General features: G+C 57.7%; 11 protein-coding genes, 3 tRNA genes and 2 pseudogenes. 8 read left to right on the top strand and 8 right to left on the bottom strand.

Annotated features, from left to right (window positions below; translation table 11 throughout):
* Positions 1-1,032: a tyrosine-type recombinase/integrase gene (locus LJU32_16835; protein WKV87391.1), complete on the top strand. Its 1,032-nt coding sequence runs from the start codon at positions 1-3 to the stop codon at positions 1,030-1,032.
* Positions 1,033-1,114: 82 nt separating this feature from the next.
* Here the strand turns inward: LJU32_16835 and LJU32_16830 are convergent.
* Positions 1,115-1,200: transfer RNA gene (locus LJU32_16830), tRNA-Leu, on the bottom strand.
* 479 nt (positions 1,201-1,679) lie between these two features.
* Between LJU32_16830 and LJU32_16825 the strand changes: the two genes are divergently transcribed.
* Complete coding sequence (locus LJU32_16825) at positions 1,680-2,219, top strand: GAF domain-containing protein (GenBank protein WKV87390.1); 540 nt, start codon at positions 1,680-1,682, stop codon at positions 2,217-2,219.
* Positions 2,220-2,301: 82 nt separating this feature from the next.
* On the opposite strand, the gene LJU32_16820 is transcribed toward LJU32_16825, so the two are convergent.
* The 6 genes and pseudogenes from LJU32_16820 to LJU32_16795 all read right to left on the bottom strand — a co-directional run bounded on the left by LJU32_16820 (position 2,302) and on the right by LJU32_16795 (position 6,188).
* Positions 2,302-2,375: transfer RNA gene (locus LJU32_16820), tRNA-Cys, on the bottom strand.
* Positions 2,376-2,421: 46 nt separating this feature from the next.
* Positions 2,422-2,497 (bottom strand) — tRNA-Gly (locus tag LJU32_16815).
* Between the two features lie 60 nt (positions 2,498-2,557).
* The gene (gene pgsA, locus LJU32_16810; protein ID WKV87389.1) at positions 2,558-3,118 is read right to left on the bottom strand and encodes a CDP-diacylglycerol--glycerol-3-phosphate 3-phosphatidyltransferase; all 561 of its coding nucleotides are present in this window, start codon (positions 3,116-3,118) and stop codon (positions 2,558-2,560) included.
* Between the two features lie 32 nt (positions 3,119-3,150).
* Positions 3,151-4,973 (bottom strand): annotated as a pseudogene (gene uvrC, locus LJU32_16805) (excinuclease ABC subunit UvrC).
* Between the two features lie 2 nt (positions 4,974-4,975).
* Positions 4,976-5,617: a UvrY/SirA/GacA family response regulator transcription factor gene (gene uvrY, locus LJU32_16800; protein ID WKV87388.1), complete on the bottom strand. Its 642-nt coding sequence runs from the start codon at positions 5,615-5,617 to the stop codon at positions 4,976-4,978.
* A gap of 127 nt (positions 5,618-5,744) precedes the next feature.
* Positions 5,745-6,188: a GNAT family N-acetyltransferase gene (locus LJU32_16795; protein ID WKV87387.1), complete on the bottom strand. Its 444-nt coding sequence runs from the start codon at positions 6,186-6,188 to the stop codon at positions 5,745-5,747.
* Positions 6,189-6,798: 610 nt separating this feature from the next.
* Here LJU32_16795 and LJU32_16790 point away from each other — a divergent pair.
* A complete protein-coding gene (locus tag LJU32_16790; protein WKV87386.1) occupies positions 6,799-7,872 on the top strand; it encodes a 3-deoxy-7-phosphoheptulonate synthase in 1,074 nt (357 codons plus the stop codon).
* A 53-nt stretch (positions 7,873-7,925) separates the two neighbouring features.
* Here LJU32_16790 and LJU32_16785 read toward each other — a convergent pair whose 3' ends face one another.
* Positions 7,926-9,005, bottom strand: coding sequence for a hypothetical protein (locus tag LJU32_16785; GenBank protein ID WKV87385.1), 1,080 nt, complete (start codon positions 9,003-9,005; stop codon positions 7,926-7,928).
* 334 nt (positions 9,006-9,339) lie between these two features.
* On the opposite strand from LJU32_16785, the gene LJU32_16780 reads away from it, so the two are divergent.
* The 5 genes and pseudogenes from LJU32_16780 (at position 9,340) to LJU32_16760 (ending at position 14,667) form a co-directional block, all read left to right on the top strand.
* Positions 9,340-10,209: a triacylglycerol lipase gene (locus tag LJU32_16780; GenBank protein WKV91129.1), complete on the top strand. Its 870-nt coding sequence runs from the start codon at positions 9,340-9,342 to the stop codon at positions 10,207-10,209.
* 95 nt (positions 10,210-10,304) lie between these two features.
* A complete protein-coding gene (locus LJU32_16775) occupies positions 10,305-10,586 on the top strand; it encodes a peptidylprolyl isomerase (protein WKV87384.1) in 282 nt (93 codons plus the stop codon).
* 130 nt (positions 10,587-10,716) lie between these two features.
* Complete coding sequence (locus tag LJU32_16770; GenBank protein WKV87383.1) at positions 10,717-12,585, top strand: extracellular solute-binding protein; 1,869 nt, start codon at positions 10,717-10,719, stop codon at positions 12,583-12,585.
* A pseudogene (locus tag LJU32_16765) lies at positions 12,585-13,645 on the top strand (microcin C ABC transporter permease YejB). Before LJU32_16770 ends, LJU32_16765 begins: the two are co-directional and overlap by 1 nt.
* The gene (locus LJU32_16760) at positions 13,645-14,667 is read left to right on the top strand and encodes an ABC transporter permease (protein WKV87382.1); all 1,023 of its coding nucleotides are present in this window, start codon (positions 13,645-13,647) and stop codon (positions 14,665-14,667) included. The pseudogene LJU32_16765 and the gene LJU32_16760 overlap by 1 nt, the downstream one beginning before the upstream one ends.
* The last annotated feature ends 2 nt before the right edge of the window (positions 14,668-14,669 follow it).

The raw sequence follows: 14,669 nt of genomic DNA, 5'->3' as shown, positions 1-14,669 counted from the left end.
ATGGGAAGACGACCAAGTAAACCCGGCTCGATCGCCAGGCTGCGGGAGCGCAAGAAAGCCAGCGGCCGGGTGTTCTACTACTACGACACGGGCGGCAAAGACAGAAAGGAAATTCCACTGGGCAGCGACTACGGCTTGGCGATCATGGAGTACGCGAAGCTTGAGCGTGATCGCACCGCAACCGATCTGGTCGCCAAGGTCATTACGTTCCGCTACGTCGCCGAAAAATACATGGTCGACGTCGTCCCTACCAAAGGCACGGCGACCCAGGCTGACAACAAGCGCGAGCTGAAGAATCTGATCGCTTTCTTCGACGACCCGCCAGCGCCGCTGGAAACGATCGAGCCGTTGCACGTACGCCAGTACCTGACATGGCGCAAGGCCGCGCCGGTGCGCGCGAACCGCGAGAAAGCGCTGCTCAGCGCCATCTGGAATTACGCTCGGGACAAGGGTTATACGTCTCTTGCCAATCCATGCGCCGGCATCAAGGGAAACAAGGAAACCGGGCGGGATACGTATGTCGAGGATGCGCTGTTCAAACGCGTGCACGACAAGGCAGATGTGGGCCTGCAAGACGCAATGGACCTCGCCTATCTGACCGGGCAACGGGTAACAGATACCCGGCTGATGGATGAGCGCGACGTGCGTGACGGGCAGATTTGGGTTTTGCAGGGCAAGACAAAGGCGAAGCGGCGGATCGAGATAACGGGGGAGCTGAAGGTTTTGATTGATCGAATCATGTCCCGCAAGTCAGAACACAAGGTCCGCTCGACGCGGCTGATCGTTACAGAGGACGGCACACCGATGACGGTGGCGATGTTGCGCAGGAGATTCGACTTGGCCAGGGAAGCGGCCGGCGTGCCGAAAGCTGAATTTCAGATGCGCGACTTGCGCGCCAAGGCGGGTACCGATAAGGCTGAATCCAGTGGCGATATCTTGCAAGCCAGAGATCAACTTGGGCATACGACGGTGGTTATGACCGAGCAGTACATCCGCAATCGAAAAGGCAAAAAAGTCATGCCGACCAAGTGAATTGCGGACCAACTCCGGAATAGCGGACCAGAAACAAACAAGGGTTTGCATCAGCTTTCGCCCGCAAACCCTTGATTTAAGATGGTGCCCGAAGCCGGAATCGAACCGGCACGCCCTTACGAGCGGGGATTTTAAGTCCCATGCGTCTACCAGTTTCGCCATTCGGGCGGTAGCGCGGTGTTGCTTTGTTCAGCCTTGCGGTTGCGGTCCTGACAGGATGGCCGCTTGAAAAGCCGAGCGGGGAATATATACATCACGTCCCGGTGAAGCAAGTTTGGAGCGCGCGATTTGAGAACTAAATATCGCTGACCGCGAAAAATCAAAAAGCTCAAGAAATCAGGGAGCTACGGAGTTTGTTTGAAGTCGACGCCGAGGTTACTGGCAAATCGCAGCAACCCGACTGGAAATTGGGCCGATAGACTCAAAAGATTCAGATGCTCACGATCACGTTAGCTGCACGGGTGACAGATGTTTCATCGATTGAGATTATGAGCAGGCAACCCAAGACTGGACGGGATGTCTACGCTAAAGGATGGCCTCGAAAGCGATGAAAGGTAATTAGCACGCCCCTTCACCACGATCACGCCTCACAGAACGTCACCAGAGCAGAGCTCAGGGATGTACAAGCAATCAGGAGATTTGATTCCATGCAAATGAGTGACACCGTTCTAAAAGCGTCTTTAAGCCAAGAGGAGCGCTCGGCGATCGCCGAGATCGAAGCGACCACCAATATCCTGCAGCTCGTCACCCGTCTGACCGGTACACGCTTTGCCGGAATCGCAAAATTCACGGAAACGGAATGGATTGTATGTTCGGCGTACGATCCGATTGAACTGGGAATAAATGTCGGCGATACGCTGGATCTGGAAACCACCCTTTGCAGTGAGTTTCGACGAAATCCCCAAGCCCTCTTCCTTCCACAAATCAGCAAGGATGGACGACTGTCGTCACGTCCTGTGGTGAAGCAGTATTCAATTGAAAGCTACGCAGGCGCGCCTGTTTTCCTGCCGGACGGGAGACTCTGGGGGGCCTTATGTGCTCTGGACTCAAGGGCTGTTCTGTTTGACAACCCCGATCTTGCAGAGACATTGACGCTGTTCGCGCGGCTCATTGGCTGCATCTTTTTCTCGAATCTGACGGTGGAAGGTGCCAGCCACATTCAGACCGGATCGTGCTTCGCTGATTGACCCTCCGCAAACATGTGAACACCACGTTTTTTGCAGACAATAAAAAACCCCGTAGATCATTGATCTACGGGGTTTTTGATAGTGGAGGCCGAGGTCGGAATCGAACCGGCGTAGGTGGATTTGCAATCCACTGCATAACCATTTTGCTACTCGGCCTCAAAGTATTCGCTGTCAGTAGCGCAACAACAAACACTGTACAAATTGGAGCGGGAAACGAGACTCGAACTCGCGACCCCGACCTTGGCAAGGTCGTGCTCTACCAACTGAGCTATTCCCGCTTGGTGTGGCGCATTCTATAGAATTAAGAAGCCCCGTCAACCCCTTGATTCAAAAAAGTTTTATTTCTTTTCGACATCGGTCTTCAGGTGCGGCCAGGCGGCGCGAAGGTATTGAACCATCGACCACAGGGTCAGCCCTGCCGACACTATCAGCAGCGTATAACCGAGCACAACCCAGAAGCTGAACGCCTTTGGATGGGCCAGCAGAATCACCAGTGCGAGCATCTGCGCAGCGGTTTTCCATTTGCCCAGATTTGAAACTGCAACCTGTGCCCTGGCGCCGAGTTCGGCCATCCATTCGCGCAGCGCCGAAATAACGATCTCGCGACCGATGATGACCGCGGCTGGCAACGTCAGCCAGAGATTACCGTGTTCCTGCACCAGCAGGACCAGAGCAACAGCGACCATCAGTTTGTCGGCGACCGGATCGAGGAACGCACCGAACGGTGTGCTCTGCTCCAGTCGGCGCGCCAGGTAACCATCAAGCCAGTCGGTTGCGGCCGCGAAGGCGAACACCGAAGCGGAGGCCATGTAACTCCATTCGTAGGGCAGATAGAACAGCAAAATAAAGATCGGGATGAGCAGGACGCGTAGAACGGTAATCAGATTAGGGATATTCATCGGCACAACTGGCTACGAGGTGAAGGGGCATTCTACTCACTATGCAGGTTCGCATAAATCGACTCTGCGAGCTTTTTACTGATCCCCGGGGCTTTGGCGATCTCTTCGATGCTTGCACGAGACAGCTCCTGCAATCCACCAAAATGTTTCAACAGATCCCGACGACGAGTCGGCCCTACCCCTGCCACGCCTTCCAGCGTTGAGGTGCGGCGTGTCTTGCCGCGACGCGCGCGATGCCCCGTAATGGCGAAGCGGTGCGCCTCGTCGCGGATCTGCTGGATCAGGTGCAGGGCAGGTGAATCGCCACGCAAGGTGAACTCATGCGCTGCATCATTCAGATACAAGGTTTCGAAACCCGCCTTGCGGGTGGCGCCCTTGGCGACGCCCAACAGGATCAGATCCGGTACGGCCAGTTCGTTGAGCACATCGCGGGCCATCGACAGTTGGCCTTTGCCACCGTCGACCAGCAGGATGTCGGGTAGCTTGCCCTCGCCGTCCTTGAGTTTGCTGAAACGGCGGGTCAGCGCCTGATGTATGGCCGCGTAATCGTCGCCGGCGGTGACGCCTTCGATGTTGTAGCGGCGGTAATCCGACTTGATCGCGCCTTCCGGGCCAAACACCACGCAGGACGCAACCGTAGCCTCACCACTGGAATGACTGATGTCATAGCATTCCAGGCGTTGTGGTGGCTCATCCAGATTCAGCACCTCGGCCAGCGCGTCGAATCGCGCAGCGGTGTGCTGACGGTTGGCCAGGCGCGCGCCCAACGCTTGCTCAGCGTTGGTCACGGCCAGTTGCTGCCAGCGTGCGCGGGTTCCGCGCACCCGGTGGCTGATTGCCAACTCGCGGCCGCGCAAGGTATGGATGCCTTCGATCAGCGCTGGAAAATCGTCGTGAACCACGTTGACGATCAGTTCGCTCGGCAGGTCGCGTTCAAGGCTGCTGATGTAGTACTGGCCGAGGAACGCCGCCATGACTTCGGAAACGTCTTCCTCGATGCCGACCTGCGGGAAGAAATTCTTGCTGCCCAGCACTCGGCCGCCGCGCACGCTGATCAAGTGGACACAGGCGCCGCCAGGGTTGACGAATGCGGCAATGACGTCGATATCGCCGGTTCCGCCTTCCATACTCTGCTGGTCCTGCACCCGACGCAGCAAGGCAATCTGGTCGCGTAATTCGGCGGCGCGTTCGAATTCAAGATTGATCGCCGCCTCTTCCATCGCGGTGGACAGTTCGTTGGTCAACGCATGACTGCGACCTTCAAGGAACATCACCGAGTGGCGCACGTCCTCGGCGTAAACGTCAGACTCGACCAGACCCACACAAGGCGCCTTGCAGCGCTTGATCTGGTATTGCAGACAGGGCCGCGTACGGTTCTTGTAATAGCTGTCTTCGCACTGACGGACGAAAAAGGTTTTTGCAGAATGCTCAGGCTTTCGCGGATAGCGCCGGCACTTGGATACGGGCCGAAGTACTTGCCCTTGGCCTTTTTGGCGCCGCGGTGAATGCTCAGGCGAGGAAACTGCCCGTCCGACAAAAACACGTAGGGATAGGACTTATCGTCGCGCAACAGGATGTTGTACGGCGGCCGCCACTCCTTGATCAGTGTCTGTTCAAGCAGCAGCGCTTCGGTTTCGTTGGCGGTGATGGTCGTCTCGACCTGAGCGATACGCCCGACCAGTGCGGCAGTCTTGGGTGCCAGCCCGGTTTTGCGAAAGTAGCTCGCCAGACGTTTCTTCAGGTTTTTCGCTTTGCCCACATACAGCAGGCGCGCCTCGCTGTCGAACATGCGGTAGACGCCGGGCCGACCGCTGACGGTCGACAGGAAAGCACTGGAATCGAATGTCTCGGTCATGGTCAGGCGCTGGCATCCACCATGCCGTGACGCACCGCGAGCAGTGTCAGCTCGACGTCGCTGCTGATCGAAAGCTTCTCGAAAATGCGGTAGCGGTAGGTGTTCACGGTTTTCGGCGACAGGCACAACTTGTCGGAAATGATCTGGACTTTCTGGCAGCCGACAATCATCAAGGCGATCTGGATTTCCCGTTCCGACAAGGCATCGAACGGCGAATCATTGGTTGGCTGGAATGATTTGATCGCCAACTGCTGAGCAATCTGCGGACTAATGTAACGCTGCCCGGCGAAAACCAGCCGAATGGCCTGAACCATCTCCGGCAGACCCGCGCCCTTGGTCAGGTAACCGGCGGCGCCGGCCTGCAGCAAACGCGTCGGGAAAGGGTCTTCCTCGCACACCGTAACGGCAACCACCTTGATGTCCGGGTGGCTGCGCAGCAGTTTTCGTGTGGCTTCGAGGCCGCCGATGCCGGGCATCTTGACGTCCATGAGCACTACGTCAGGCTTCAACTCACGGGCCTTGATCAGGGACTCTTCACCTGACTCGGCCTGACCCACCACCTGCAGGCCATCAATATCGGCCAGCATCCGTGTAATGCCTGTGCGAACGAGATCATGGTCGTCGACCACTAGCACCCTAATCAAGCAGACACCTCGCGATATGGTCTTATTGGGATGCCGGACACCTTAGCAAAAAGTGCCAGACAGACCTAGCGGAAAGCCGCATTTAAAAAGTTTCAATTCATCATTCAGGGCTTGCCGGCTGCGGGTTTCAGAGCACAGCTGTACTCAGATCGAGCTGCATCCGCAGGAAACACTCATCCCTGCCCACAATGCGAAGTCCTTTGCGCGCATAGAGTTTTTGGGCCGGGTTGTTATCGAACACCGTCAACCGCAGTGCCGGTCGCCTCGCCTGACGAGCCATTTCGACAACCTGACCAATGGCCCAGGAGCCGGCGCCCTGCCCTTGCCAGGCCTGTTCAATCTGTAATTCGCGTATGTACAGCGCCCGCGCATCCTGGCTCAGACTGAAAAAGCCGATCAGCGTTTCATCCTGAACGATCATCCAGTTATCACGGTACTGCCAGCCTGCGTCGAACGCTTCGTCCTGCCACAACAGATCGTGGTCAATGTAATAGCGCAGCATGTTCCGGCATGTCAGATCCCGCGAGAAAGCCAGGTCATCACCGGTGGCATGCCGAGTCCGGTAGCTCATTCTCCGCCTCCATTAACTGCAAAAAAGTTCATTTCACCCGCATCGCTTGCAACTCGATAGTCATATCGACCGGCAGGCAATAGCATTTTCCGATTGCTGACGCGCATCGGCGTCGAGTAAGCTCGGCGCATTCAACGGAGAAAACCATGTTCAACGCCCTTCCACAGATTCGCATCGCCAGCGCCCCGCGCTCGATTGCGCCTGTCCGGGTGAATGACGTGTGCGCTCCAGTCAACTTTTATTTTGGGTATTGGTTTAGCCACTGGCGCGCCTGATACCCAAACGGCGCCCATGATAACGGGTCGCCTACCAGAGATTTCTCAACCCCCGGTCGGCCTCCCGACCGGGGGTTTTGTTTTTTCAGGCCCGACATTTTCGAGCACCACACCAGACACTTTGAGGATTACACCATGAACTACAGCACTTATTACCGTTACGACTGCTTCAGCGCCTGGCGATTTACCAGCCTCCGCTCGGGACAGCCTGCCGCCTCCGATCGGTCACCCACAGGTGGCAAACACACACGCCCAGCCAGTACGGCCATTTGTCGAACACCCCTGTAGGGCCGAGCGCGCGGGAAATGCCCGCCATCCGCCCAGGAAGACCGAATATGAATTCCTCCGTTTCCGCTTTGCCGCTGTCCGCCCTCGATTCTGCCAACGAAGCGCTGACCCTGCGTCTGCCGAGCTCGTTGCAGCTCAAACAGCAGTTCCCGCTCAGTCATTCCCTGCAACAACAAGTCAATACTCACCGTCAGGCGGTGCGTGCCATCCTCAACGGTGAAGATCCACGCCTGCTGGTCATCGTGGGTCCCTGTTCTATTCACGACCCGCAATCGGCAATCGAATACGCCAGCAAGCTCGCTCGTCTGGCTGAGGATGTCAGCGGTGAAATGCTCTTGGTCATGCGCGCCTATGTTGAAAAGCCACGTACCACAATCGGCTGGAAAGGCCTGGCCTACGATCCGCATCTGGATGGCACTGATGACATGGCCGCCGGCCTGATACTTTCCCGCGAACTGATGCTGGAAATGATCCGGCTCGGACTACCGGTTGCCACCGAACTGCTCCAACCCATGGCTGCCAATTACTTCGATGACCTGCTGAGCTGGGTGGCCATTGGTGCCCGCACCACCGAATCGCAAATTCACCGAGAGATGGCAAGCGGCCTGAACATGCCGGTCGGCTTCAAAAACGGCACCGACGGCGGCGCCGCCGTTGCCGTCGACGCCATGCGCTCGGCAGCTCATCCGCATCGGCATTTCGGCGTGGACAGCCAAGGGCATCCGGCGATCGTGCAAACCGCTGGCAATGCGGACACCCACATGGTGCTGCGCGGCGGCCATCATGGGCCAAACTACGACGCAACCAGCGTCGCCAAAATCAGCGCCGAACTCAGCCGACTGAAGATCCCCAGTCGAATTATGGTCGATTGCAGCCACGCCAATAGCGGCAAGGATCCACTGCGTCAGCCAGCCGTGTTCAACGACGTGCTTGACCAACGCCTGCGTGGAAACCATTCGCTAATCGGCATGATGCTTGAATCACACCTGTTCGAAGGCTGCCAGCCGCTGAGCACTTCTTTGCGCTATGGCGTATCGATTACCGATGGCTGCCTCGGCTTCGGCGCAACCGAACAACTGCTGACCGACGCCGCACACCGTCTCGCACACACCAGGATGTGATCGCAAGTCGCCCTCCCGCTCCATGCAGAGCGTGGAGGGCTGACGTTCCCACGCTATGCCATTACGCTGATCCGTCTCACCGCAGATTGCTGACTGACGTCATCCAGGCGTTCTACGGTGTAAGCAATCTCGACCGTTGTCCCATGATGTTCCCGCCAGAAGCGGTGAGGGACAATGAAACTCAGCGGTTGCCCGGCCAGCTCCGAAGTGATTTCAAGATCATCGCGGTGACTGAAAAATTCGCCGTCAAGCTTGAGATAGACCAGCTCATCCTCCTGCACTTGCGCGTCCTCAATGAGAATGGAAACCCCGTCTACCGAATCCTTCACTGACAACACATTTTCAATCGCTTCAACGACATCCGGCGCAGCCAGCCGAGCACGCACCGCCGGCCCGATGAAAACTTTCGCTGGCTCCGACGTGCGAACCGTTCCACAGGGTTGTTCGACCCGGTAGGCGACGACGACCTCACCGCCGCGATGCGCTTCGATATAGCAGCCCGGCACCCAGAACGACAGATTTTGTGCAACGGCGTAGGCCTCCACGTTCAACGTGTCGGTAAAGATCTCGGGCGAGGTATCACCGTGCCAGGACAACATCACCCGGTCCCCCGGCGACATTCTCGCGTAGGGCTGCAACGTAACCAATGTGCCCTCGGTCACTCGCGACGGCTCCAGCGCTCCGCTTACCGAGCCTTCTATCTGCGGTGCCAACAGTTGCGCGCGGACATCTCCCACAGACAGTTGCAGGCGAACAGACTCCACTGCGTTGGGTGCGGACGCACTTTGAAGTGTCCAGTAAACCTCGAGCGAACCACCATCCAGCGCAGCCACATGCATGCCCTTGATGACGAAGATGACTTCTCTGCCAACCTGAGCCTGGCTGACGAATCGAACCTTCTCGTATTGATAGGCGAAGCCTTCGATATCGAGCCCCTCCCAGCTCAACGTCAACTGATCACCACAATGCATGTTGGCATAAGGAGAAATGCGAACAACGGCCCTGGCCAACGAAGGCTCCAGAACGCTGCCCTCCACCCCATCAATCGTTGGCGCCATCAGAGGCTCGATAGACATTTTGGCAACTGCCGGCTGACGCATCCGCCAGCAAAACTCGACTTCATGGCTGTTCATTTTCGTCTCCACTCCCTGGAAAGCGTGCCGTTCCGAACGACGACACTGACATCTACATTGAGGACTTCTTTGGATGTTCTGGATGTCAGCCGAATACACCGCGACGACGGCGTAACCGCTACCAGCAAAGTAGGCAACTGAGGAGTTCGCGCAGTTATGACGACAAACGACCCGGCGAACTTCCGATTCGGATTTCACAGGTCTCCGAAATTTCGTACACCTCGTAGTCCATTTTCAAACACGAAGTGAAGCTTCTTCGTACTTCTTCAACGGGATGAGTGTTTTAGAGTGGCCCGGTGATTTCCCGATGAACTTCTACGAAAAAGGTAAGAACATGCAACGGAATGCTACAACTCGTTATCCCATCCTGTTGGTCCACGGTCTGTTCGGGTTCGAGCGTATCGGTCATTTCGAGCTGTTCCATGACGTCAAGTCCGCGGTGAAAGCGGCCGGCTGTCGAGTGTTTGTTCCACACCTTTGCGCCACTCACGACAACGAAATGAGGGGTGAGCAATTGCTGTCACAGATTGCCTGCGTGCTGCGAGGCACAGGCGCCAGGAAAGTCAACCTTATAGGACACAGTCAGGGCGCCTTGGCTGCACGCTATGCTGCAGCGCTTGCACCAGACCTCGTCGCTTCAGTTACCTCCGTCAGCGGCCCGAATCATGGTTCGGAGCTCGCCGACTTTCTGCGCAAGGCGCTGGTCCCCGGCAAGCTGCCGGAAGTGGTTGCGCAAAATGTTGCGACGCAATTTGCCGATCTTCTGTGCTTGCTCAGCGGCAGCGTGGCGTTACCGCAGAATGCGCTCGCCGCACTCAATGCGCTGACTACCGTTGGCGTTGGTCAATTCAATGACAAATTCCCACAGGGTCTGCCGCAAACCTGGGGAGGCCACGGTGCTGAGCAAGTCAACGGCGTGCGTTATTACTCGTGGAGTGGAGTTGTTCCGCAATCGGCGCAGCCAGCACTGGATCCGGTCCAGGGCATATGCCGGGCCCTGTCGCAATACTTCACCACCGAACCCCAGCAAAATGACGGTTTTGTCGGACGCTTCAGCGCTCACCTCGGCCATGTGATCCGCTCCGATTATCCGATGGATCACTTGGCCAGTCTGCGAAAAACTGCGGGCACGAAGATCTCTTCACCCGATCCGATCGAACTGTACGTCGAGCATGCCCGGCGCCTGCGTGCGGCGGATCTTTGAATAGAGTCAGGGACGCAGAATGGAACTTTGCCGAGAATTCGCCCACTGATTCCGGTAGGCTCCACCTTTTATTGAAACAGTTCGGAGAATTTCCCATGGCTAAAGCCACTGCCCGCCACATCCTGGTTTCCAGCGAAGACAAGTGCAACGAACTCAAGGCCCAGATCGAAGGCGGCGCCGATTTCGCTGAAGTCGCCAAAGCCAACTCCAGCTGCCCGTCCAGCCGTCAGGGCGGTGATCTGGGTTCGTTCGGTCCAGGCCAGATGGTCAAGGAGTTCGACACCGTGGTGTTCAGCGCGCCGATCAACGTCGTGCAAGGCCCGGTGAAAACCCAGTTCGGTTATCACCTGCTGGAAGTCACCAGCCGTCAGGACTGATTCGTCGTCCGATTGCTACAACGGCCCGCCTTCTGGTGGGCCGTTGTGTTTCAGTTACATATACGGCTGGCGAGTGGCGCGCGGCTCGCGTACAACTTGCGCTTATCGATTTTCCGTTCCAAGGCTGACGATGCGACTGGTTTTTCCCACACTGATGCTCACCGCCCTCGCCCTTCTCACGGGTGCCGCCGGTGTGGTCGCTGCGCCGCAACACGCACTGACCGTCTACGGCGAACCGGCGAAGTACTCCGCCGGCTTCAGCCATTTCGACTACACCAATCCGCAAGCGCCGAAGGGCGGGACAATGCGTCGCTCGGCGATCGAAATCGGACACTTCGACCATTTGCTGCCTTATATAGACAAAGGCATCGGTGTAACACAGATCGACGGGCTCCTTTACTCTCCACTGGCACAGCGCTCACTGGACGAGCCATACACCGTCTATGGCCTGGTCGCACAACAGTTGGAGCGCTCGGACGATGGTCTTTCGCTGCGTTTCTTCATCAATCCGAAGGCGCGCTTTGCCGATGGCAAACCGATCACCGCTGAAGACGTGCGCTACACCTACAATCTCTTGATGACCCAGGGCAGCCTGCGCTATCGCACCCAGTTCGCCGACGTCAAAGGCGTTGAAATCGAAGGCCCACTGACCGTGCGCTTCGACTTCAAAAGCAATGAAAACCGCACCTTGCCGCTGGATATCGCGACCCTGCCGGTGTTTCCCGAACACTGGTGGAAGAGTCGCGATTTCGCCGGCGGCGGTGGTTATGAATCGCCGCTGGGCAGCGGGCCGTATCGGGTCGGCAAGGTCGACTCCGGGCGCAGCATCACCTTCGAACGCAATGGCGACTGGTGGGGCAAGGACCTGCCGGTCAGTCGCGGCCTGTACAACTTCGACCATTTCAGTATCGAGTATTTCGGCGACACCGATGTCGCTCGTCAGGTCCTGCGCGGCGGTGCCTATGACTACAACCGCGAGTTTTCCGCGACCGGCTATTCGATCGGCTACGACAGCCCGGCCCTCAGCGATGGCCGTTTGCAGAAAGCCCACCTCGCCACTGAAGCGCCGCAATCCGCCCAGGGCTTCGTGTTCAATCTGCAAAAGCCGATGTTCCAGGACCGTCGCGTGCGCCAGGCACTGGCGATGCTTTGGGATTTCGAGTGGAGCAACCGGCAGATGATGCGCAACGTGTATATCCGCCAGCAGAGCTACTTCTCCAACACCGACCTCGCCGCTAGACAGTTGCCCGACGCACAGGAACTGAAAATCCTCGAACCGCTGCGCGATCAGATTCCTGAGGAAGTGTTCACTCAAGTCTTCGAAGCGCCGAAGACCGATGGCAGCGGGATCATCCGTGACAAGCAATTGCAAGCGCTCGATTTGCTCGAGCAGGCCGGCTGGAAACCGGACGGCGATCAACTCGTCAACAACGCCGGTGAGCCATTGAGCTTCACCTTTCTGGTCAGCCAGAACGGCATGGACCGCCTCCTGCTGCCATACAAGCGCACGCTGAAGCAGATCGGCATTGAGCTCAACATCCGCCGCATCGACTCTTCGCAGTATGTAAATCGCCTGATGAGCCGCGATTACGACATGATCGTCACCGGCTACCCCGTCACGACGTCTCCGGGCGGCGAGCTGCTCAACTACTTCGGCTCGGCAGCGGCCAACGATCCGGGCGCGAACAATTACATGGTGCTGAAAAACCCGGCGGTCGACACGTTGATCAACGGCCTGATCCGCGCCTCGACTCAATCGGACATGTTGCATTACGCCCATGCACTGGACCGAGTGCTGCAATGGAACTACTACTGGATTCCCAATTACTACCCGCCGGGCACTTCGACCGTCTGGTGGAACCGCTTCGGCATTCCCACGGTCCAGGCGAGCAATGACGAAGCCATCGAGAGCTGGTGGGAAATCAGCCGGACGCCGTTGACCAACCAACAAATGACCGCTGAGAAAATCAGTCGCAGCAGACCCGGAGGGCCGCACTGATGTGGGGTTACATACTGCGGCGCCTGCTGCTGATCATTCCGACGCTGGTGATCATCCTGCTGGTCAATTTCGTGATCATTCAGGCCGCGCCCGGCGGACCGGTGGAACAGGCCATCGCCCATCTGCAAGGCATCGGCGGTGCCAGCGTCGGCGGCGGAGCCAGCGAGACATCGAGCAACGCGTCGCGCGCCAGCCGTGGCCTCGACCCGCAGCTGATCAAGGACATCGAGAAACAGTACGGCTTCGACAAGCCTGCCCACGAACGCCTGTGGCTGATGCTGAAAAACTACGCGCAGCTGGATTTCGGCAAGAGCTTCTTTCGCGGCGCCACCGTCACCGACCTGATTCTGGAAAAGATGCCGGTGACCATTTCGCTCGGGCTGTGGGCGACGCTGATCACCTATCTGGTGTCGATCCCGCTGGGCATCCGCAAGGCCGTCCACCATGGCAGCCATTTCGATATCTGGAGCAGCACGGCGATCATCATTGGCTATGCAATGCCAGCGTTTCTGTTTGCGATGTTCCTGATCGTGGTATTTGCCGGCGGCACTTCGCTGAACTGGTTTCCGGTGCGCGGACTGGTCTCGGACAACTTCGAATCGCTGTCGACGCTGGGCAAGATCGCCGACTATTTCTGGCATCTGGTGCTGCCGGTCACCGCACTCGTGATTGGCGGATTCGCCACCCTGACCATCCTGACGAAAAACTCGTTCCTCAATGAAATCACCCGACAGTACGTCGTCACGGCCCGGGCCAAAGGTTTGAGCGAACGCCGCGTACTGTACGGACACGTTTTTCGTAACGCGATGCTGCTGGTGGTCTCAGGCATACCTCAGGCGTTCATCAGCGTGTTCTTCGCCGGCTCGCTGCTGATCGAAGTGATTTTTCCCTCGATGGCCTTGGGCGCATGAGTTACGAAGCGGCGGTTTCGCGGGACTATCCGGTGGTATTCGGCTCGCTGTTCATCTTCACCCTGTTTGGCCTGCTGATAAAACTGATCGGCGACCTCTGCTACACCCTGGTCGACCCGCGTATCGACTTCGCTGCGAGGAATGCCTGATGTTCAAGCTCTCGCCTCTAGGACGCCGACGTTTCGAACGTTTCAAGAAAAACCGTCGCGGCTGGTGGTCGCTGTGGCTGTTCATCGGCCTGTTCATCCTGACGCTGGGTGGTGAATTGATCGCCAACGACAAGCCGTTGATGGTCAGTTATCAGGGCCAGTGGTACTTCCCGGTGTTCAAGCGCCACACCGAACAGGAGTTCGGCGGGCAACTGCCCTTCCAGGCTGATTACCGCAGCGAATATGTGCAAAACCTGATCCACAAGGACGGCGGCTGGTTATTGTTCCCGCTGATTCCGTTCAGCGATGACACGCCCAACTATGACCTGAACAAACCGGCGCCGAGCCCACCAACATCGGTCAACTGGCTGGGCACCGACGATCAGGCGCGTGATGTGCTGGCCCGCGTCATCTTTGGCGCTCGGGTATCGATATTGTTTGCCTTGATGCTCACGTTTGTCAGCGCGCTGATCGGTATCGCCGCCGGCGCGTTGCAGGGCTATTACGGTGGCTGGGTCGATCTGCTGGGGCAGCGGGTGCTGGAAGTCTGGTCGGGACTGCCGGTGCTTTACCTGCTGATCATCCTCTCCGGTTTCGTCGAGCCGAATTTCTGGTGGTTACTGGGGATCATGGCGCTCTTTTCCTGGCTCGCACTGGTCGATGTGGTACGGGCCGAGTTCTTGCGCGGGCGCAATCTGGAATACGTCAAAGCCGCACGCGCCTTGGGCCTGACTGACCGCAAAGTGATTTTCCGGCACATCCTGCCCAACGCGATGAACGCGACACTGAGCTATCTGCCGTTCATTTTGACCGGGGCGATTTCGACGTTGACCGCGCTGGATTTTCTTGGCTTCGGCATGCCGGCCGGCAGTGCCTCGCTGGGCGAACTGATCGGCCAGGGCAAGCAGAACCTGCAAGCGCCGTGGCTCGGGTTGACCGCATTCTTCACCCTGGCGCTGATCCTCTCCTTGCTGGTATTCATCGGCGAAGCGTTACGTGACGCTTTCGACCCTCGATCCTGAAG

Source organism: Pseudomonas sp. B21_DOA, assembly GCA_030544685.1.
In the GTDB taxonomy this organism is placed as follows: domain Bacteria; phylum Pseudomonadota; class Gammaproteobacteria; order Pseudomonadales; family Pseudomonadaceae; genus Aquipseudomonas; species Aquipseudomonas fluorescens_AO.
This window is presented reverse-complemented; position numbering and strand designations above follow the sequence as displayed.